We start from the raw sequence: 21,861 nt of genomic DNA on the forward strand, positions 1-21,861 counted from the left end.
AAAATGAAAAAATTCCTAGTCTTTATAGGAGCGCTTTTATTTTTTTCTTGCAGCTCTGATGACATGGCAAATACTGATAATACTGGCGATTTAAATGCAAGTGGTTTTGTGGGTAACACTGCATGGATTCAAAATTTTGGAGGTTCAGGTGATGATTCCCCACGCTCCGTTGTCCCTACTACTGATGGAGGTTTTGTCGTTTTTGGTTTTACTAATAGTACCGATGGAGATTTAGCGAACAAAGCTTTAAATGTAAATGATTATTGGTTGTTAAAGTTTGATGCTGAAGGTGGTTTGGAATGGCAAAAAACCTATGGAGGCAGTAAAGATGACCGTGGTCAACAAGCGATTCAGACGTCCGATGGAGGTTATGCTTTAACCGGATATGCTATGAGTGATGATGGAGATGGAAGTAATAACGAAGGGTTTCATGATAACTGGGTTTTAAAACTAGATGCATTTGGTAATATTCTTTGGGAAAAGAGTTTTGGATTTTCTGGACATGATCATTCATATGATATTATTGAAACTGTTGATGGGGGATTTTTCTTTTCTGGATTTTTAGATGTTACCTCGTCTAACGGCGAAGGCAGCACAGAGAAATCTAGTCTTGCAGCTCATGGTGTAGGTGAATTTTGGGGAACCCGATTAGATGCCGACGGTAACTTGCTTTGGCGAAAATATTTTGGAGGGACCAACAACGACCGGTCCTTTGGTGTGATGAATGCTAATGACGGAGGTTTTATTTTATCTGGTGCTTCAGAAAGTGATGATTTTGATATCTCTAATTCAAAAGGAAGTTATGATTATTGGGTGGTGAAAGTTGATAAAAATGGAAATATGGAATGGGAACGTTCTTTTGGTGGAACAGGTATAGATCAATCTCATGACATTACCAAAACCATGGATGGGGCCTATGCTATAATCGGCAATACTTTTAGTACCGATATTCAAATCTCAAAGAACAATGGTGAATCAGACATTTGGTTAGTAAAGTTTGATGAAAACGGAGAATTACTATGGGAACAAAACTATGGAGGACCTGCCTTTGATGCCGCCCGTAGTATTAGTCTTTCAAAAGATGGTGGGTTTATCATTTCAGGAAACTCAAAAAGTATTGGTAACGACCTTATTTCTAATTTTGGAGAAAATGATTTGTGGATTATAAAAACAACTGCAAGTGGTGAACTACAATGGCAAAAAACAATTGGAGGTACTGGTTTAGATTTTGGTTATGATGCCTTTGAAACTGACGAAGGCGCCCTAATCTTTATAGGTGAAACTGCAAGTACGGACTTCCCAGATATTAATCATCTTGGCGGTATTGATTTGGTAGTTCTTAAACTTGAATAAGCCATTTTTTTTCAGGTTTCATCCAAGAATAGTTCTGTTTAAACTTTCCATAGAGAAAGCTTATCAAAATATACGTTATAATAATGTTAGGAAATAGGTAATAATACGTTCTAACAACTATATTTGTAAGCTATTTAGAATTAATCTTAGTAATCATGATAAAAGTATCTGAGACTGCTAAAAAAAAGGTAGTAAGCCTGATGACGGAATCTGGTTTTGATGCTAATACAGACTATGTTCGTGTTGGTGTTAAAAGTGGTGGTTGTAGTGGATTATCGTATGAATTAGATTTTGATAAAAGTATTGGCGATACCGACAAGATGTTTGAGGACAATGCAGTACGAATTATAGTAGATAAAAAAAGCTTTTTATATCTAGTAGGTACTACTTTAGAATATTCAGGGGGACTAAATGGTAAAGGCTTTGTGTTTAACAATCCTAATGCTCAAAGAACATGTGGGTGTGGAGAGAGTTTTTCGCTTTAAAATACACCGCTAGATTAAATTAGAACAATATTGAAATTTCCCGGTTGGGAATCAAAGTAGGCTTATGGCATATACTGAAGAAGAATTAAAGAAAGAGTTAGAAACTAAGGAGTATGAATACGGCTTTTATACTGACATAGAATCTGATACTTTTCCGAAAGGGCTTAATGCTGATATCGTAAGAGCAATTTCTAAAAAGAAAAATGAACCTGAATGGATGACGGAATGGCGCTTAGAAGCTTTCCGTATTTGGGAGGCAATGGAAGAACCTGAATGGGCAAATGTCCACTATACAAAACCAGATTTTCAGGCTATAAGTTATTATTCAGCTCCAAAACAAGCAGACCCTAACAAATCTTTGGATGATGTAGATCCTGAGTTGTTAGAGATGTATAAAAAGCTAGGAATCTCAGTTGATGAACAGAAGCGTTTGCAGAATGTTGCTGTTGATATTGTGGTTGATTCTGTTTCTGTAGCGACAACGTTTAAAAAGACTTTGGCAGAAAAGGGAATTATTTTCATGCCTATTTCTGAGGCGATTCAAGAGCATCCTGAATTGGTCAAAAAATATATGGGAACTGTCGTTCCAAGAACAGACAATTTCTACGCAGCATTAAATTCTGCTGTTTTTACAGATGGTTCTTTTTGTTATATACCAAAAGGTGTGAGATGCCCAATGGAGCTTTCAACGTATTTTAGAATAAATGAAGGTGGAACGGGCCAATTTGAAAGAACTTTAGTAATCGCGGATGAAAGTAGCTATGTAAGTTATTTAGAAGGTTGTACGGCACCTTCTCGTGATGAAAACCAATTGCACGCTGCGGTTGTAGAATTGATTGCCATGGATGATGCTGAAATAAAGTATTCAACAGTCCAAAATTGGTTTCCTGGTGATAGTCAAGGTAAAGGTGGGGTATACAACTTTGTGACTAAAAGAGGTCTTTGTGAAAAGAATTCTAAGATTTCATGGACACAGGTTGAAACGGGTTCAGCAGTAACTTGGAAATATCCTTCGTGTATTTTGAAAGGGGATAATTCGGTAGGTGAATTTTATTCAATAGCAGTAACCAATAACTACCAACAAGCCGACACAGGTACTAAAATGATACATCTTGGAAAGAATACCAAGAGTACCATTATCTCAAAAGGAATTTCTGCGGGTAAATCACAAAATAGTTATAGAGGTTTAGTACAAATTGGTTCTAGAGCTGCTAATGCTCGTAATTTTTCTCAATGTGATTCTCTTTTAATGGGCAATGAATGTGGAGCCCATACTTTTCCTTATATCGAAGCCAAAAATAAGACAGCCCAAATAGAACATGAGGCCACAACTAGTAAGATTGGTGAAGATCAAATCTTCTATTGTAATCAAAGAGGTATTGATACGGAAAAAGCTATTGCACTAATTGTAAACGGTTTTAGCAAAGAAGTTTTGAATAAGCTGCCAATGGAGTTTGCAGTTGAAGCTCAAAAATTATTAGAAATAAGTCTAGAGGGTTCAGTTGGATAAGCCTAGAAAGTGAGCACTAAATAAGTTGAAAATGAAAAAAGTAGTACTTGTCTTTTTACTCTTTGGAGCCTTAGGCTGTAAAAACGCAAAAAAAGAAGTTGAAACTGAAAACGCAATTGAACTTGCCGCCGAATCTGGGGTCAAGTTATATACTCTTAGTGGAGGTACCGTTCAAGTAAACCAATTAGAATTATTCTCACAAGATACTACCTACACTGGACAAACTAAGGTGTTTGCTGATGCATTTTATGTTATTGAACACCCCAAAGGAACTTTAATGTGGGATGCCGGATTACCAGAAATGTTAGTTGGGATGCCTGAACCTTACACGGACCCTAGTGGTGCATTTACAGTATCAAGAAAAGATTCCGTTGAAGCTTTATTAGCCTTAATTGATATGACTATAGATGATATTGATTATTTGTCATTATCTCATACTCATTTTGATCATAGCGGACATGCGGAAAAATTAAAGAAGGCAATATGGTTAGTTCAAGAAGCAGAATATGATTTTGTGACCAGTGAAGAAGTACAACAAACTAATGCTGATGTTTACAATGCAGTAAATGATTTGACCAATATCAAGAAAATCAATGGAGATTATGATGTTTTTGGGGATGGTAAAGTGGTTTTAAAATTGATGCCAGGTCACACACCAGGACATCAAGTTTTGTATTTAGAATTAGATGAGCACGGTCCTCTTCTATTGACAGGAGATTTGTATCATTTTTATGAAAATAGAGAATACAAGCGTATTCCAATCTTCAATTTTGATGTAGATAAGACCAAAGAAAGTATGGCTGCCTTTGAAACATTTGCAGTGGAAAAAGGAGCAAAAGTATATTTACAACACGCCAAGGGTGATTTTGACAAGCTACCCAAAGCACCAAACTATTTAAAGTAGAATAATGTTACAGATTAAAGATTTGCACGCGAGTGTTGAAGACAAAGAAATTCTTAGAGGTATTAACCTTGAAGTTAATCCAGGTGAAGTACATGCTATTATGGGGCCTAATGGTTCGGGTAAAAGTACTTTAGCTTCTGTTATTGCTGGTAAAGAAGAGTTTGAAGTAACTAAAGGTTCGGTTTCTCTTGATGGAGAAGATTTAGAAGATGTTGCACCAGAAGAAAGAGCACATAAGGGTGTTTTTCTTTCTTTTCAATATCCTGTAGAAATTCCTGGTGTTTCCGTAACCAATTTTATGAAAACAGCAATCAATGAATCTAGAAAAGGGAGAGGTCTAGAAGATATGCCAGCAAATGAGATGTTGAAATTAATACGTGAAAAATCAGAATTGCTGGAGATTGATCGTAAGTTTTTATCAAGATCATTAAATGAAGGCTTTTCAGGTGGTGAAAAAAAGCGAAATGAAATATTTCAAATGGCAATGCTAGAACCTAAGGTTGCTATTTTAGATGAAACTGATTCTGGGCTTGATATTGATGCGCTTAGAATTGTTGCTAATGGTGTGAATAAACTAAAAAGCAAGGATAATGCTGTTATTGTTATTACGCACTACCAAAGACTTTTAGATTATATCGTTCCTGATTTTGTACATGTACTTCACAATGGTAAAATTGTAAAGTCTGGGGGTAAAGAATTGGCGATGGAATTGGAAGAAAAAGGATACGACTGGATCAAACAAGAAGCTACAGTATAGCTTAAGAAGTTCGATTGTTAGCACCGGTAATTATGTCAAGTGAGAACCACGAACTGAAAATTTAAAATGATGGATTTAAAAGACAAATTAATTTCTTCTTTTATGGCATTTGAGAACAACGTGGATGTTGAACATCCTGTTCACGATGTGCGCACCGAAGCCATAAAGAATTTTGAAGCAAAAGGTTTTCCTACAAAGAAAGAAGAGGCTTGGAAGTATACTTCATTAAATAGCCTTCAAAAAATAGATTTTAGCATTTTTCCAAAGCAAGAGAATACGCTTGATTATAAAGAAGTTAAACGCTATTTTTTGCATGAGATTGACACTTATAAGATTGTTTTTATAGACGGAATTTATAGTTCCTTCCTATCAGAGACTACTCATGACGGTGTTGATATTTGTTTAATGAGTTCGGCTTTGACCAAACCGATGTATAAACAGATAATAGATGTTTATTTCAATAAAGTGGCTTCAAAAGATGAGTCTTTAACTACCTTAAACACAGCATTTAGTAAAGAAGGTGCTTACATCTATATTCCTAAGAATAAAATGCCTAAAAAGCCCGTAGAAATTATTCATTTTGCTACAGGGAATGAGGCTTCTTTGATGTTACAGCCGCGCAATTTGTTTATTGTTGAAGAAAATGCTGAGGTTCAAATTATAGAACGTCATCAAAGTTTAACGAGTAATGAAGTGCTAACCAATGCTGTTACTGAGATTTTTGCTGCCGAAAGTGCTATAGTTGATTATTACAAAATACAAAATGATACGTCTTCCGCTTCATTAATTGATAATACCTATATCAATCAAAAAGGGAAAAGCAATGTGAATGTGCATACTTTTTCTTTTGGAGGTAAACTAACACGTAATAACCTAAACTTCTATCAGAATGGGGAGTATATGGATTCTACCATGAAAGGGGTTACCATTCTTGGAGAAAAACAACATGTAGACCACCACACTTTAGTGCATCATATAGAACCTAATTGTGAGAGTCATCAAGATTATAAAGGCATTTATGGGGAGAATTCTACAGGAGTGTTTAATGGTAAAATAATCGTAGATAAAGTTGCTCAAAAAACCAATGCCTTTCAGCAAAACAATAATATTCTTATTAGTGATAAGGCTACAATTAACACTAAACCGCAGTTAGAAATTTTTGCTGACGATGTTAAATGTTCGCATGGCTGCACAATCGGTCAACTTGATGAAGATGCCATGTTCTATATGCAATCAAGAGGTATACCTAAGAAAGAAGCGAGAGCATTATTGATGTATGCCTTCTCAAATAATGTTTTAGATAGTGTTCGTATTCCAGAATTGAAGATTAGAATTAATAAGATTATTGCCAAAAAATTAGGAGTTAATTTAGGGTTTGATTTATAAGATGAAGACTAGACCAGAGCTTACAATTAAGAGATTATTTTTTCATTCTCTTTTGCTCTTTATTCTCTTTTCATCACTTGTGAGCGCCCAAGAAACTAGATTCGGCGTTAAGGCGGGACCAAGTTATTCTTCAATAGTTGGCGATTTAACTGACGGTCTCAAATTTAGATTTTCTGGTCATTTAGGAGTGTTTTTAGAGGTAGACTTATCTTATAAATTCAAATTCCAGCCAGAATTAGTGTATAGTTCACAAGGCTTTCAATTTAGTAGTGATTTGGCATCCATACAAACTGGCGCGCCAGTTGCTGGTGAAAATGATTTCAGGACCAATGTGCAATTAAATTACCTAACAATTCCTTTAATCGGTAAGTTCGCACTCAATGAAAACATCACAGTAGATTTTGGACCCCAATTCGGTTTCCTTTTGAATCAGGTTACTATCATTAAAAATTTAGATGAAATTGATGGCACTGATCTCGCCAGAAGAACATCTATTTCTGGAGATTTTCAATTGGACTATGGGGCTGCTGTTGGATTGGGAATACGATTAAACGACAACTTTTCTTTATCCCCAAGGGCTTATATCGGTTTAAGAAATCGTTTAAACGGTCTTGGAGGAAATGTGCAGAATTATAATGCGGCCATACAACTTTCTGTAGATTATCTATTTTAAAACAGATAGCACAATCTACTAAATACTAAATATCTTTGTAAATCAATTGAATTGCTATGTTCGATGTTACTAAAATAAGAGCTGATTTTCCCATTCTCAACAGACAGGTTAATGGTAAACCTTTAGTGTATTTAGATAATGCAGCCACATCACAAACCCCGACTCAGGTAACTGATGTTATCGTAGATTATTACCAACGTTTAAACGCCAACATTCATCGAGGGGTGCACACTTTATCTCAAGAAGCAACTGATGCTTACGAAGAAGCTCGGATAAAAATTCAAAAGCATTTCAATATTGCCAAATCACATGAAGTTATTTTAACCTCTGGAACCACGCATAGTATTAATTTGGTAGCTAATGGTTTCACAGCTCTATTAGAAAAAGGTGATGAATTATTGGTGTCAGCCATGGAACATCATTCTAATATTGTGCCTTGGCAAATGTTATGTGAAAGAACAGGAGCAATTTTGAAGGTGATTCCAATGAATCAGAATGGAGAATTGGTAATGGAAGATTTTCACAAGTTGATTTCTGCAAAAACAAAATTGGTATTTTGTAACCATGTCTCAAATGCTTTAGGTACCATAAATCCAATTGAAGAAATAATAGCGAAAGCCCATAGTGTTGGGGCAGCTGTTTTAGTAGATGGGGCTCAGGCTGCTCCGCATATTAAAGCAGACGTACAAGCTTTGAATGTTGATTTTTACACCATTTCGGCACATAAGGTTTGTGGACCAACTGGTGTAGGAATGTTGTATGGTAAAGAAGAATGGCTAAAAAAACTACCGCCCTATCAAGGCGGCGGTGAAATGATTGCTGAAGTTACTTTTGATAAAACCACCTATGCTGATTTACCGCATAAATTTGAAGCTGGAACACCAAATATTTGCGGAGGTATTGCTTTTGGTGCGGCACTAGATTATATGAATAGTATAGGATTTGAAAATATTGCTAGTTACGAGCATGAACTTTTAGAGTATGCTACTTCAGAGTTACTTAAAATAGAGGGGCTTAAAATTTATGGGACTGCTGAGCATAAAACTTCAGTAATTTCATTTAATATTGAACACATTCACCCTTATGATATCGGAACTATTCTTGATAAATTAGGAATTGCAGTACGAACAGGACATCATTGTGCCCAACCAATTATGGATTTTTATAAAATTCCAGGTACAGTTAGAGCTAGTTTCAGTTTCTATAATACTAAAGAAGAGATTGATGTTTTAGTTCAAGGTGCTGAGAGAGCTAAGAGTATGTTGCTGTAAATTCAATTTCTTAACATTTTAACTATGTGTTAACAATATTTTTAACATTTCCTTTGTCTTTTGTTAAATAATGGTAACTTCTACCCCGATAATAACCATTATAATTCTAAGTTTTATGAAAAAAGTAATTTTTACAATAGCCGTAATTGGTATTGTAGCCGTTTCTTGCGTGAAGGAACAATCCCCTGAAAATGATGATTTAAATTCTCAAGAAGTACAAGTTGACATGAGTGACTTCTATGTATATACAGACGAGATTGAAACTGGAGATCAGACTGCTAAAGGAAATAGTGGTCGCGAATGCCATAGTATGAAAGTTTTAAATGAAAAACTAAGAGCAAACCCAGGCCTCGAAAAGAAGATGTACGACATCGAATTTAATATTAGAAAGTTTATAGCTTCAAAAAAACCAGATGGAGTAGGAAACGGAAATGGCAATGGTAATGGTGGCGGAGGTGAGGAGCCAGAACCGCCAGTAGATGACAATCTTGGGACAATTACAATTCCTGTTATTGTTCATGTTTTATATAATAGCGCAGCAGAAAATATTAGCGATCAACAAATAAATTCTCAGATAGCTGTTTTAAATGCAGATTTTAATGCATCTAATAACGATATTAACCAAGTCCCTTCTTTATTCGCTCCAAATGTTGGTGATGTAGATATTCAATTTACTGTGGATAGAGTTATCAGAAAATCTACAACGAGAACTTCATTCGGAACTAATGATGCTATAAAATTTAATTCTCAAGGAGGGTCAGATGTAGTTACCCCAGATACGCATTTAAACATGTGGATAGGAGATATTGGAGGAGGAATTTTGGGTTATGCACAATTCCCTGGAGGTAGTACTGCTACAGATGGCGTAGTTGTTGGTACCGCATTTTTTGGCACCAGCGGTACGGCAACGGCACCTTTTGATGGTGGCAGAACAATGACACATGAGGTAGGACATTGGCTAAATTTAAGACATATATGGGGCGATGGTAGATGTAATAGAGATGACTTTGTTTCTGATACTCCTCGTTCAGATAGACCAAACTATGGTTGTCCTAGTTTTCCAACTACACATTGCAGAACTACAGATATGACAATGAACTATATGGATTATGTAAATGATGATTGCATGTATATGTTTACTAATGGACAAACTGAAAGAATGCGTGCATTATTTGCACCAGGTGGAGCTAGAGACACCTTTTAATCATTCACTCATATTTTAAGATAAGAAGAGGCATCTATTTTTGGATGCCTTTTTTGTAGTTTTATATACTATGAAAACATTATTGGCCGCTATTATATTGATATTAGGCATGAACAATTGTCAACAAAATAATGTTGAGCTGAATTATTTAGCTAAGTCACGTGGGCTTTATCTTGAAATTGAATTGCACTTGAACGTATTAATTACAACTAATCAAAGAGAAGGTGAAACCAAAAAGAGAGAATTATCAAAAATTGAACTAGAAGATTTAAGAAGGATATTAGAGTATACAAATTTTGATAATATACTCTCCACTCCAGGTATAAAAAGTCATTATGATGCCGCTGCTATTGCAAGTTTAAATTTGACTTTCAAAGGAAATGCTCATGAATTTGAGTTTGATCACGGTAACCCTCCTAAAAACCTTGAAGCATTAGTAAACAAAATCATAACACTTTCTGAAATAGTTGAGTAGACCGAGGATATACACTAATTTTGTAAATAAATTGCTTTAAATGAATATCGATACTATTCAAGAAGAAATTATTGATGAGTTCAGCATGTTTGACGATTGGATGCAGCGTTATGAATACATGATTGATTTAGGTAAAGCATTACCTTTAATTGAAGAGCAATATAAAACCGATGATAACATTATCAAAGGCTGCCAGAGTAAAGTTTGGGTACATGCAGAGTTAGAGGATAGCAAGCTTGTTTTTACGGCCGACAGTGATGCTATCATAACAAAAGGAATTATTGCTATTTTGATAAGGGTTTTTAGCAATCAAAAACCACAAGATATTATCGATGCTAACACTAATTTCATTGATGAAATTGGTTTAAAAGAACATTTATCGCCTACACGGGCTAACGGCTTGGTAAGTATGATTAAGCAACTAAAGCTATATGCTGTTGCTTACCAAACACAATTAAATTAAAAATGAGCGAAGAAACGAATATAGACACGGCAGCATTGGGGGATAAAATCGTAGGGGTTTTAAAAACAATTTATGACCCTGAGATTCCTGTTGATATTTATGAATTAGGTTTAATTTATGATGTTTTTGTCAATGAAGACAATGATGTTAAGATTTTAATGACTTTAACGTCGCCTAATTGTCCTGTTGCAGAATCATTACCTGTTGAGATTGAGGAAAAAGTGAAATCATTGGACGCTGTTAAAGATGCCGAAGTAGAAATTACATTTGACCCACCATGGACTCAAGAATTAATGAGTGAAGAGGCTAAGTTAGAATTAGGAATGCTATAATAATTTCTTAATGAACTTATGTGCGAAGAAATAATTAATAGAGTTGCAAAAAGTAACCTAGTTACTTTTAATCTTGAAGAATTTTATCCGGAGGGTCATAGGGCTATTTTGGATATTAAGGATTGGTTGTACGAAGAAATCATTCTAAAAGAAAGAGAATTTCGAGCATTTGTTGAAGCATATGATTGGTCGCAACATCAAAACCAATACGTGGCATTAACTTGTTCCAGTGATGCTATAATTCCTGGTTGGGCCTATATGTTGGTGACTTCAAAAATTAGCCCTTTCGCTAAAAAAGTGGTTATCGGTAATTTGGAGCAGCTTGAATCTGCAATTTTTCAATCTATTATTGAGTATATTGACGTTTCAGATTTTAAAGACAAACCTGTAATTATAAAAGGTTGTGCGAACAAACCTGTGCCTCAGAATGCCTATATTATGGCTACCAGTAAAATTCAAAAAGTTGCTAAAAGTGTTATGTATGGCGAGGCGTGTTCATCAGTACCTCTTTTTAAGAGAAAATGAGCTTTTCTTTTACAACTATGTGACAATTCTTACTTTTACGGTTCTAATACACTAAACATTATATACAAATGAAAAAAATATTATTTGCTTTTGCATTTCTGTTTGTTACAGCTACTATTACTGCACAAACTGAGGAGGAATTAAAGGCCACTTTGGCTACAAAGAAAGATTCTATAGCCGCTATACAAGGTAGAGCTGACGCCATACAAGCGCAAATTGATGGTTTGCCAGGTTGGCGAACTGGGGCTTTTGGTACCATAGGTGGGAGTTTGTCAAACTTCAGTAATTGGTATGCTCAAGGTGTACCGAATAACTCTTCTGGTAATATCGGAGTTACGGCAAATGTTTTTGCCAATTTACAACAAGAGAAGTTCTTTTGGAGAAACTCTTTAACGGCAAATTTTGCATGGGTAAAGCTTGATGATAAAGATATAGATACGGACGAGGAAGGGTTTACCGGTACAACAGACGTTTTTAATATTTCATCACTTTATGGTCGTAAACTGAGCGAAAAATGGGCGGTTTCAGGTCTTATGGAATATAGAACTACAGTTTTAAATAACTTCAATGACCCAGGATACCTTGATTTAGGTGTTGGTGCAACTTGGACTCCAGTTCAAAACTTGGTAGTGGTAATACATCCTTTGAATTACAATTTTGTATTCGCTGATAACGATGCAGTTTTTCAATCTTCTTTAGGTGCTAAAATTGTGGCAGACTATACAAGACAGATAGGTGCAGTAGGTTTTAAATCTAACTTATCAATGTTTCAGAGCTATGAAAGTGGTGATTTGAGTAACTGGCAATGGACAAATACCTTCACATATACCTTATGGAAAATGATTGGTGTTGGATTTGATTTTGGCTTACGAAACAACGCACAAGAAGCACTTAACTACGAGTTGACTACTTTGGGTAATACTGGAGCAACTTTTGACAATATAGATAATGACCTCCAAAGCTTTTGGAACATAGGTCTTAGTTATGCCTTTTAAGTGCAATCAGAAATAAAAATAAAAAGCCTCTGATATTTATCAGAGGCTTTTTTAGTTAGGTTATTTAGTTCAATTATTTTGGTAAACAATAGCCTTGGGGAGAACTATTGTTTTTACTGAGATAAATGTATGTTCTTTATAAAACAATTGAAATTCTTTGTTGAGTAAGTGTCAATAAATGTTGAGAATAGAAATGTTAATTTTTTTCTGTCAGAAAAATTAATATTCATCTAAATTTTCAGGATATAAGAAGTTATTATAGGGGAAACGAGTTACATGAATATCTCTAACTTCATTATAAACACGTTTTCTAAAATCGTCTAAGTTTTCTTTATTCAAAGCTGATATAAATAGCGCTCGGTCACCTACTTTGTTATACCAGGTTTGTTTCCACTCGTCTAATGAAAAATGAATTTTGGTTTTTTCAGTAATCAAATCATCTTCATCAATTTTTTCAGGCAGATATTGGTCAATTTTATTGAAAACCATAATGGTCTTTTTATCAGCGCTTTTTATTTCATCTAAGATTTTATTTACAGACGCAATATGTTCTTCAAACTGTGGGTGAGAAATATCTACAACATGTAATAATAAATCAGCTTCGCGCACTTCATCTAGCGTGCTTTTAAAACTTTCTACCAATTGTGTGGGTAATTTTCTGATAAATCCTACGGTATCACTTAAAAGAAAAGGTAGGTTACCCAATACCACTTTTCTCACAGTGGTATCTAGTGTTGCAAATAATTTATTTTCTGCAAAGACATCACTTTTACTTACTACATTCATTAATGTAGATTTACCAACATTAGTATACCCAATAAGTGCGACACGCACTAAGGAACCACGATTGCCACGCTGAGTTTCCATTTGGCGGTCAATCTTCTGAAGTTTCTTTTTTAATAATGAAATTCTGTCTCGAACAATTCGCCTATCTGTTTCAATTTCAGTTTCACCGGGTCCGCGCATACCAATACCCCCTTTTTGGCGCTCTAAGTGAGTCCATAAACCGGTTAATCTAGGCAATAGATACTGATATTGAGCGAGTTCTACTTGCGTTCGAGCATAACTTGTTTGGGCGCGTTGTGCGAAAATATCTAGAATTAAACTTGTACGATCAATTATTTTACAACGTAAAATCTTCTCAATATTTCTTTGTTGGGCCGGAGAAAGTTCATCATCGAATATTACAGATCCTATTTTATTTTCTGTCACATATTTTTCAACTTCTTCCATTTTTCCACTTCCAATAAGTGTTTTAGGATTAGGTATATCCATACGCTGAACAAAACGTTTATACACTTCGCCACCTGCAGTGTAAGTCAAGAATGCCAGTTCATCAAGATATTCAGTAACCTTTTCTTGGTTTTGATGAGAGTTGATAACACCTATCAACACTGATTTCTCATAATCAATAGTCTTTTTCTCGAGCATAAAAATCTTTAATATGCAAAGCTACATAATGTTTACAAGCCGTTTTTTGTATTTTTCACTAAGTTTAAACATTATGAGTCTTGTATGAAGAAATTATTGGGTTCAACTAAAGAGATTTCAAAGGAAGGTTTTAGGTATCGCGGTATGCAAGCAACACGTCTTGAAAACCTCACTGATGCTGTATTTGGTTTTTCTATTACACTCTTAGTAATTTCCTCACAAGTTCCAACTACATATATTGAACTTCAGGCCTCTATGTATAGCTTTATAGGCTTTATTTTTTGTACCATGCTTTTGTTAGGTCTGTGGAATAACCATAGTAATTTTTTCTTTTATTATGGTTTAAGTGATGGTAAAACAAAGGTGTTAAATGCCTTGTTTTTGTTTGTTTTACTATTTTACATATACCCTCTAAAATATCTTTTTTCTTATATCGGAACGGCTATTTATGCTACTTTAAAGCGAAATTTAGGTGATTCGTCTGAGGCACTTAGAACAGCAGTTAAGAATCTTAATGCTGCAGAATTAAATGTTGACCAATGGGAAGATTTAATGATTCGTTTTGGTTTAGGTTTAGTCTTTATTTATGGCATAATTATACTCATGCATTTAAATGCTTTGAAACAGTCTGAAGAGCTTCAATTGAATTTAAGAGAAAAGTATATCACTAATACTTTTATACATAACTATATTCAACTGATGCTCATATCTGTTGCATCTATTATGGTTGTGGTTATTTTTGGTGGTACGGCGGCAGGTTATTCAGGTATGGTTTATTTGTTGACGCCAATCATCATTCCATTATATAAAAAATATCGTGTTCGAAAAATGGTCGATTTGGACCAAGAATAAAAACTGCAGACGTTCTATTTAAAAAATTCTCTATGGATAACGAAAAGTTTTCGAATCGATTTACGCTGGCCTTTTATAACCTTGAAAATTATTTTGATACAACAAATGACGAACATGTTTTAGATGATGATTTTACGCCGAAGGGTTTCAAAAAATGGAATGACAAAAAGTTCTACAGAAAATCACATAAGCTAGCTAAAGCAATTGCGCATATAGGGCAAGGGGAGTCGAATCTGCCACCGGTGCTATTAGGTATTGCTGAGGTTGAAAATGACGGAGTTATCAAAAAACTGTTAGATACTGATGAACTTGAAGATATTAATTATGATTATGTTCATTTTGATTCTCCTGATGAACGAGGTATTGATACTGCATTAATATATCATCGTGATTATTTCAATGTTTTAGAAGCAGAGACTATACCATTAATTATAAATTCTCAAAATGGCAATCGAGATTTTACTAGAGATATTTTATATGTAAAAGGGGAATTGAATGGGGAAGAAATTCACGTTTTTGTGAATCATTGGCCTTCAAGAAGGGATGGTGCAGATCAAACTGCTTACAAGCGTATTGAAGCTGCAAAAACCATTTTAAAAAAAATTAGTTCAATTCAAAATGAACAAAATCATCTGAATCTCATAGTTATGGGCGATTTTAACGATGATCCCAGTTCAGAAAGTATAAAGACTTTAATGGCTTCAGGTTTGTTTATTAATCCCATGGAAAAACTACTATCACCTCATAGTGGTAGCGCAAATTATAAAGGCGAGTGGAGTCTTTTTGATCAAGTAATTCTGTCGCATAGTTTTCTAAATTTTGAACAAGGAACACACAGTTTTAAAAAGGCCAAAATTTTTGCTCCTGACTTTTTGAAAGAGTGGAAGGGTAAATATAAAGGCAACCCTTTTAGAACATATGCGGGTAAAAAATATATTGGCGGTTATAGCGATCATTTTCCTGTTTATATAGTTCTTAAATGGAATTCATAAAAGAAAGAAAAATACTACACAACATAAAATTGAGGTTTCACAACAACTGAACCAGCCTAGTCGTGTCATTCATCGAAATAAAGATGTTTTTTATCGATAATACTTGAATTTGAAAATATATTTGTAGTCCAAATCTTACCTATCTATAATCATGGTCTGCAAAAACCCTACTGTAAATAAAGGCTTTTTTTTACCCTTCTATTTTCTATTTTTAGTTTCTTCTATTTTAATTGGACAATCAGAAGAGCAGCGGGCGGTTATAATATCGTCTTACAACACTGCTAAATTTGAACAGTTGATTAATACCTTCAAAAAAGAGCACCAAACACAGAAACAGCGAATACTGGCTGTAGTCAAAACAAAACAAGTAAAAGCGTTTGAAAAGGCTTTGGATGGAACTATTGTCGCATTGAATTCTATTGGAATTGACGATACACCATTATTCTATACCACGTATTTAGATCCTACTAGCAAAGTTTCTAGAACGGATGCTCTCTATAAAGGCGGAAGCTTAGAATCAGATATTACAGGTTTGGGTATGCAAATAGGTGTCTGGGATGCTGGAATTGCTTTAACATCCCATCAAGAATTTGACAGTAGAGTACGCAATGCCGATGGTAGCAGTCTTACTGATAGACATAGTACTATGGTCACAGGGGCAATGGTTTCTTCTGGTATAAAGGAAAAAGCAAAAGGGGTGGCTTTTGAAGCAAAAGCGCTTACTCATGATTGGACACGAGATAAAATTGAAGTTGCTGAAGCAGCTGCTAACGGTATGCTTATATCAAATCATTCATATGGTATAAAAACTGACCGTGTCCCTGATTGGTATTTTGGCAGTTATATCAGAGTTTCACAAGATTGGGATAAAATAATGTATAATGCCCCTTACTATTTGATGATTTCCGCAGCGGGTAATTCTCAAAATAGCCGAGATAATGAACTTCCAAATTCCGGTAATGCACAAGATGGATTTGATTTATTATTAGGATTTACTACTTCAAAAAATGGCTTAGTTATAGCCGGCGCAGATACAAAATTAGCTAACAATGGTGATTTAAAAGATGCAACAGTATCAGGCTATAGTAGTTTTGGACCTATAGACGATGGTCGTATAAAACCAGATATAGCAGGTGATGGCACATTAATTTACTCGACCAGCTCTAACAACAATACTAGTTATAGCAGTGCAATGGGTACTTCTATGGCGGCCCCAGGAGTTTCGGCTTCTTTATTATTATTACAGCAATATCATGAAGAACTATTTAGTTCCTTCATGAAAGCAGCCACATTAAAAGGCTTGGCGTTGCATAGTGCAGATGATGTTCAAGCACCTGGGCCAGATTATAGAATGGGATGGGGTGTACTTAATACCGCACGCGCTGGAGAGATCCTAAAGAAAAAACAATACGCCACAATTGTTGAAGAAAATACTTTACAATCAGGCGAAACCTATTCGGTAATAGTTAATGCTAATGGTGAAGAACCTTTGATAGCTTCTATTTCATGGACAGATATTGAAGGTTCTTATATTAACAGAGGCGATTTAAATTCAGTCACCCCTGCACTTGTTAATGATTTAGATATTAGTATTTCTAAAGACGGAAGCACATTTATGCCCTGGAAATTGAACGCTTTAAACGCTAGTGCGCCAGCTACTAAAGGTGATAATAGGGTTGATCCTTTTGAACGTATAGATATAGATAACGCATCAGGTGAATATGTTATTACTATTTCTCATAAAGGAGATTTACAAAACGGAGCACAAGATTTTTCTTTAATTATATCAGGAGTTTCACTGAGTGAATGTCAAATGAATCAAGCGCCACAACCTCCACAAATTAAAAGCGCAGATGAAAATTCTTGCACCATAACATGGGAAACAAATCAAGACACTTTGTATGAAGTTCAGATTAAAGACATCTACGATGATAATTGGAAGACTGTAAACACTTGGGAAGGTGAAATGATATTTTCCGATTTAGAATTGGGAATTAATTATACCGCCCGAATAAGAGCAGTTTGTTCACAAAACCTTGCCTCCGATTTTTCTGAGGAATTACTGTTTGAATTTTCTGGCACAGAGACGGAGGAATTGCTTTATGAAACATTAAGTACTAATGAACTAGCGCTAAAAGTATATCCGAATCCTACTGTAAATGAGCTTCATTTAGCTTCAGAATTTTCAAAAGACGCTTATTATACCATAACAACTACAGCAGGTCAAACAATTAAAGGTGGTAATGCCAATGAAAAGATAAAAGTTACTGATTTATCATCAGGCTTATATATCATTTCTTTACAAGATTATAGTGGAATGGCGAGTACTATGTTTTTCAAGGACTAAATAGACTGAACAATAAAAATAGCATTATGGTTCAAATCAAAAAAACCAAATTCATGCGTACCCCAAGCCGTATTCATTCGAAGTTTATCTTTAGAAACAGTTCTTCTTTCGACGAATTCATCAAAAACTGGTTTAATATCTCCTACAAATAATTTGATTACAGAACCACCCAATAATGGGTCTTCAGGTGTTTCTGCATGCCATTGTAAATGAATATGCATATGCGCTCTTTGTAGTCCAGAATACATATTGTCTCCAAAAATAGGATTAAAACCGGTATGTTTTTGATGCCACTCAATATCACGCATAATATTTTGAGAAGGGAGTACTGGAGTGATTTCTAAAAAATTTGATTCAAGATTCATATCTTCTTAATCTGGTTTTCATTTAATAAATCATCCCCTCTAAGTCTCAGTAATACCTGTGCCGTAGTAACCACGTCTAATTCGCAATAAACAACAATCCTATCCAAATCATTTTCCTCATAAAAAACATCTCTGACCATACTGCCATCCATATCATCCTTTGGAGAAGGTATACCGAGCACGTTTGCCATGAGTTTAAGAGAAGTGTAGTGCTTATAATCACCAAACTTCCACAGTTCCATGGTATCTAAATGAGGAATTTCCCAAGGTTTTTTACCAAACAAATCAAGTTTATAAGGCAGTTTTATGTTATTAATGAGCATCCTACGGGCTATGTAAGGAAAATCAAATTCTTTACCATTATGACCGCAGAGCAGGTGTTTGGCTTGGTTAAAATGTTCTTGTAATAAGTTTTTAAAGTCTTTTAATAGTTTAGGTTCGTCGCCGTAAAAAGAAGTAACTCTAAAGTTTCTTTGTGTTCCTTTTTCAGTAAAATAGCCTACTGAAATACAAATAATTTTACCAAATTCTGCCCAAATACCAGCGCGATCGTAATATTCTTCGGGGCTAAACTCTTCCTTACGTTGGTATTTAGATTTTTGTTCCCAAAGGATACGTTTTTCTTCTGATAGTTCTGAAAAGACTTTATTTTCAGGAACGGTTTCAATATCTAAAAACAGAATATTCGCTAAATCAAGTTTATAAAGCATGAAGTAAAATACTAAAATGCATTGAACTAAAGTACTTTACCTAAATTAAATTGTATCTTGAAAACGTATTGCTACGCTATGAATTGGAAAAATATCTTTGGGGTCACGCTGACCCTTTTAATCGTTGGTTGTTCTAATGATGACAATATTATTGAAGAACCTGATGAAATACTTGCCGCTAGTTTCGAAGTTATAGGTGAAGATACGGAAGCGGTATTTCAATACACATTTGATGCTACTACGAACACGACTGAGTTATTGAATTTGACCTCAGAGATTGGAGTTCCAACAGACTATTTAACTTTAAGACAAACCGATGATTTTCTTTCCTTTTACTCATTTAGACAAGGAGCGTTTTCTTTGGTTATAAAGAATATAAGCACGGGCGCAACAGCTAGTTTTGTTGATTTTTATGCCAACGGACCAGGTCGTTCGGTAGTGTGGGGTACTAACACCTTAACTAATGTCTTTTTTGGATATTTTGCTCCTGGCGACTCTCGAGAAATTGGCCTACAAGACGTAGAAATTCAAAACCAAACAAGTCTAGACGTTAGTATTGATATAGATATTGATCTTTTGTTTCAACCTCTTTTATTTAATGATAAGGTGTACATCACATTTTTAGATAATCAAGGAGAATATAAGCTTAGCGTTTATGATACCTTAACTAAGAGCCTTGGAAATATTATAAATTTCGGGGACACTCCTATCAGTATTTTCATAGATGATTTAGGTAATCTAGTTGTAATTAAAAACGGTATAGATGCATCTTTAGAACTTTATGATACAAATGATTTATCTTTTATTAGTTCTAGTAATCTTGGCTTCAATAGTGGTTTTGCATCTGGGCCAGTTTCAGGCACTGTGCTTTCTGAAAATAAGTTATACTATGCACGACCTTACATACAACCGGCTCGTTTTGCTTCAGGCCCAGCTATATTTGATATAGAAACACAAGAAAGTTTTATTCCTGATTTTATCACTATCGCTGACGAAATAGAGGCAGAAATTGGGTCGAATATAACAATCACTACACAAACTTACAGCAGTTCAAGAAATATGTTTTTTATTGGGTATGCAATTTTGACAACACCTAATCAGGGAGGCATTTTACAAATTTCGCCAGGGGGAGAATTAATTGATAACACCGCTTTACCCTTTTTCCCCTCTTATATCGTAGCAGACTAGAACAGACTTTGCTGTTTAACTGGGCTTTCATGTTCAAGTAACCATTTTTTGCGATGTAATCCTCCAGCATACCCTGTTAAATCACCATTACTGCCAATAACCCTGTGGCATGGCACTATAATCCATAGCGGATTTTTACCATTTGCTGAAGCGACAGCTCTAATGGCTTTTACATCTCCTAATGTTTTCGATAATTCTAAATAGGATGTTGTTTTTCCATAAGGAATTTCTAAAAGTCCTTGCCAAACTCTTTTTTGGAAGTCAGTGCCCTGCGGATTTATTTTCAAATCAAAGGTTTTGCGTTTCCCTTCAAAATATTCTTGAAATTGATAAACTGCGTCTTCTAAGACTTCTGGAATAGTATCTAAAAAAGTCATTTCATCAAAAACTTTTACAGAAACCAAGCCATTTACATCACCTTTAAATTCTGCATAACCAATAGGCGTTTTTAAATAAGCAGTTTCCATTATTCTACTTCATTAGAACCTTCAATTAACCCCAATCGTTTTGCACGGGCTTCCCAATTTTTTCTAGCCAAAACCTGCAAATCTTCAACATTGTCAGATTCATCCATAATTTCAAGACCAAGGAGCGTTTCAATTACATCTTCCATGGTAACTAGGCCACTAACTGATCCATATTCATCTACTACAAGAGTAACGTGCTCATTTTTTTCGACAAATTTTTCTAATAGTTCAGGAATGGGTTTAATACGGTTTGTAACTAAAATTTCACGTCGAATCGTACCAAGAGTTTCTCCTCCTTTTTTATTTATAATTGCTTCAAGCAGTTCATCTTTTAAGAAGAACCCCGTAATATTATCAGCACGTTCTTTAAAAACTGGAATTCTTGAAAATCGTAAAGGCCTATTAGCTTCAAAAAAATCTTGAATGGTCATATCTTCTGACGCAATTTTCATTACGGTTCTTGGAGTCATGACATCTTTGGCCTGAATTTCATTAAAGGTCAATAAGTTTCTAATTACAGTGGATTCAGATTCTTGAAATACACCTTCTTCCTCTGCAATATCAGTCATGGCTGTAAAATCTTCTTTGCTAAAAACACTACCATGGTGTCCCTTGCCACCAACTAACTTGGTAAATAGTTGAAGTATCCATAGCAAACCAGTCCATTTCATAAAAAAGACCATTGCCTTTAGTGCTTTAGCAGTAAAATTTGCTAGTTGCTTCCAGTAGGTGGCACCAATAGTTTTTGGTATAATCTCAGAGGCGACCAAAATTAAAATAGTCATGATTGTTGAAACTGCGCCAACCATTAAATCTTCAGTAAATTCTATTCCCAAAACAGAACGTGTTGTAGTTCCATATAACTCAGCATATGCAACCTTAGCTTGTACACCTACCAAAATTGCACCCACTGTATGAGCGATAGTATTTAAAGTTAAAATTGCAATTAATGGCTTGTCGACATCTTTTTTTAAGTTTTCTAGTTCTTCAGCATAAGCCTTGCCTTCGGTCTTTTTAACATTGAGGAAAGTTGGAGAAATACTTAAAAGTACCGCCTCAAGAATGGAGCACAAAAATGAAAAGAAAATAGAAATAACAGCGTAAAATATTAGGAGTCCCATAGGTTGTTTCTAGTATATACTAAGGTAATCAATAGCAACAAATCTAAAGAAAGAT

Annotated in this window: 23 protein-coding genes; 18 read left to right on the forward strand and 5 right to left on the reverse strand. The window is 34.9% G+C overall.

The window, feature by feature from the left end; genetic code table 11:
• Positions 1-3: 3 nt before the first annotated feature.
• From RM520_RS03055 to RM520_RS03120, 14 genes are all read left to right on the forward strand, one after another.
• On the forward strand, positions 4-1,353 hold the full coding sequence (locus RM520_RS03055) for a hypothetical protein (protein WP_311386925.1): 1,350 nt from the start codon (positions 4-6) through the stop codon (positions 1,351-1,353).
• Positions 1,354-1,508: 155 nt separating this feature from the next.
• Entirely contained in the window at positions 1,509-1,838 is a 330-nt protein-coding gene (locus RM520_RS03060) for a HesB/IscA family protein (protein ID WP_311386926.1), read from the forward strand.
• Between the two features lie 64 nt (positions 1,839-1,902).
• Positions 1,903-3,348: a Fe-S cluster assembly protein SufB gene (sufB, locus tag RM520_RS03065; RefSeq protein ID WP_311386927.1), complete on the forward strand. Its 1,446-nt coding sequence runs from the start codon at positions 1,903-1,905 to the stop codon at positions 3,346-3,348.
• 31 nt (positions 3,349-3,379) lie between these two features.
• Positions 3,380-4,252: an N-acyl homoserine lactonase family protein gene (locus RM520_RS03070; RefSeq protein WP_311386928.1), complete on the forward strand. Its 873-nt coding sequence runs from the start codon at positions 3,380-3,382 to the stop codon at positions 4,250-4,252.
• Positions 4,253-4,256: 4 nt separating this feature from the next.
• Entirely contained in the window at positions 4,257-5,009 is a 753-nt protein-coding gene (gene sufC, locus RM520_RS03075) for a Fe-S cluster assembly ATPase SufC (protein ID WP_311384241.1), read from the forward strand.
• A 69-nt stretch (positions 5,010-5,078) separates the two neighbouring features.
• On the forward strand, positions 5,079-6,395 hold the full coding sequence (gene sufD / locus RM520_RS03080; RefSeq protein ID WP_311386929.1) for a Fe-S cluster assembly protein SufD: 1,317 nt from the start codon (positions 5,079-5,081) through the stop codon (positions 6,393-6,395).
• A gap of 1 nt (position 6,396) precedes the next feature.
• Complete coding sequence (locus RM520_RS03085) at positions 6,397-7,068, forward strand: porin family protein (protein WP_311386930.1); 672 nt, start codon at positions 6,397-6,399, stop codon at positions 7,066-7,068.
• Positions 7,069-7,124: 56 nt separating this feature from the next.
• The gene (locus tag RM520_RS03090) at positions 7,125-8,339 is read left to right on the forward strand and encodes an aminotransferase class V-fold PLP-dependent enzyme (protein ID WP_311386931.1); all 1,215 of its coding nucleotides are present in this window, start codon (positions 7,125-7,127) and stop codon (positions 8,337-8,339) included.
• Positions 8,340-8,454: 115 nt separating this feature from the next.
• Positions 8,455-9,543: a zinc metalloprotease gene (locus RM520_RS03095; protein ID WP_311386932.1), complete on the forward strand. Its 1,089-nt coding sequence runs from the start codon at positions 8,455-8,457 to the stop codon at positions 9,541-9,543.
• Positions 9,544-9,613: 70 nt separating this feature from the next.
• Positions 9,614-10,018 carry a hypothetical protein gene (locus tag RM520_RS03100; protein ID WP_311386933.1) on the forward strand — a complete coding sequence of 135 codons (405 nt, stop codon included), beginning with the start codon at positions 9,614-9,616 and terminating at the stop codon, positions 10,016-10,018.
• Positions 10,019-10,058: 40 nt separating this feature from the next.
• Positions 10,059-10,481, forward strand: coding sequence for a SufE family protein (locus RM520_RS03105; protein ID WP_311384246.1), 423 nt, complete (start codon positions 10,059-10,061; stop codon positions 10,479-10,481).
• A 2-nt stretch (positions 10,482-10,483) separates the two neighbouring features.
• Entirely contained in the window at positions 10,484-10,813 is a 330-nt protein-coding gene (locus tag RM520_RS03110; RefSeq protein ID WP_311384247.1) for an SUF system Fe-S cluster assembly protein, read from the forward strand.
• Between the two features lie 18 nt (positions 10,814-10,831).
• Positions 10,832-11,338, forward strand: a complete 507-nt coding sequence (locus tag RM520_RS03115; RefSeq protein WP_311386934.1) for a DUF2480 family protein — start codon at positions 10,832-10,834, stop codon at positions 11,336-11,338.
• Positions 11,339-11,406: 68 nt separating this feature from the next.
• Positions 11,407-12,333, forward strand: coding sequence for a DUF3078 domain-containing protein (locus tag RM520_RS03120; protein ID WP_311384249.1), 927 nt, complete (start codon positions 11,407-11,409; stop codon positions 12,331-12,333).
• 219 nt (positions 12,334-12,552) lie between these two features.
• Here the strand turns inward: RM520_RS03120 and hflX are convergent, their stop codons facing one another.
• On the reverse strand, positions 12,553-13,764 hold the full coding sequence (gene hflX / locus RM520_RS03125) for a GTPase HflX (RefSeq protein WP_311386935.1): 1,212 nt from the start codon (positions 13,762-13,764) through the stop codon (positions 12,553-12,555).
• Between the two features lie 84 nt (positions 13,765-13,848).
• On the opposite strand from hflX, the gene RM520_RS03130 reads away from it, so the two are divergent.
• From RM520_RS03130 to RM520_RS03140, 3 genes are all read left to right on the forward strand, one after another.
• Positions 13,849-14,616: a TMEM175 family protein gene (locus tag RM520_RS03130; protein ID WP_311386936.1), complete on the forward strand. Its 768-nt coding sequence runs from the start codon at positions 13,849-13,851 to the stop codon at positions 14,614-14,616.
• Between the two features lie 32 nt (positions 14,617-14,648).
• Entirely contained in the window at positions 14,649-15,608 is a 960-nt protein-coding gene (locus RM520_RS03135) for an endonuclease/exonuclease/phosphatase family protein (protein ID WP_311386937.1), read from the forward strand.
• A gap of 151 nt (positions 15,609-15,759) precedes the next feature.
• Complete coding sequence (locus RM520_RS03140) at positions 15,760-17,955, forward strand: S8 family serine peptidase (RefSeq protein WP_311386938.1); 2,196 nt, start codon at positions 15,760-15,762, stop codon at positions 17,953-17,955.
• On the opposite strand, the gene RM520_RS03145 is transcribed toward RM520_RS03140, so the two are convergent.
• Together RM520_RS03145 and RM520_RS03150 are read right to left on the reverse strand one after the other, a co-directional pair.
• Positions 17,952-18,320 carry a VOC family protein gene (locus RM520_RS03145; RefSeq protein ID WP_311386939.1) on the reverse strand — a complete coding sequence of 123 codons (369 nt, stop codon included), beginning with the start codon at positions 18,318-18,320 and terminating at the stop codon, positions 17,952-17,954. The two genes, RM520_RS03140 and RM520_RS03145, sit on opposite strands and share 4 nt — an antisense overlap.
• Positions 18,317-19,030, reverse strand: coding sequence for a 3'-5' exonuclease (locus RM520_RS03150; RefSeq protein WP_311386940.1), 714 nt, complete (start codon positions 19,028-19,030; stop codon positions 18,317-18,319). The genes RM520_RS03145 and RM520_RS03150 overlap by 4 nt, the downstream gene beginning before the upstream one ends.
• Positions 19,031-19,108: 78 nt before the next feature.
• On the opposite strand from RM520_RS03150, the gene RM520_RS03155 reads away from it, so the two are divergent.
• Entirely contained in the window at positions 19,109-20,218 is a 1,110-nt protein-coding gene (locus tag RM520_RS03155) for a hypothetical protein (RefSeq protein WP_311384256.1), read from the forward strand.
• Here RM520_RS03155 and RM520_RS03160 read toward each other — a convergent pair.
• Positions 20,215-20,685, reverse strand: coding sequence for a methylated-DNA--[protein]-cysteine S-methyltransferase (locus RM520_RS03160; protein WP_311384257.1), 471 nt, complete (start codon positions 20,683-20,685; stop codon positions 20,215-20,217). The genes RM520_RS03155 and RM520_RS03160 overlap by 4 nt on opposite strands.
• Positions 20,685-21,806 carry a CNNM domain-containing protein gene (locus tag RM520_RS03165; protein ID WP_311384258.1) on the reverse strand — a complete coding sequence of 374 codons (1,122 nt, stop codon included), beginning with the start codon at positions 21,804-21,806 and terminating at the stop codon, positions 20,685-20,687. Before RM520_RS03165 ends, RM520_RS03160 begins: the two co-directional genes overlap by 1 nt.
• Between the last annotated feature and the right edge of the window lie 55 nt (positions 21,807-21,861).

Origin of the sequence: Croceitalea vernalis (genome assembly GCF_031846405.1) — a bacterium.
Taxonomy (GTDB): domain Bacteria; phylum Bacteroidota; class Bacteroidia; order Flavobacteriales; family Flavobacteriaceae; genus Croceitalea; species Croceitalea vernalis.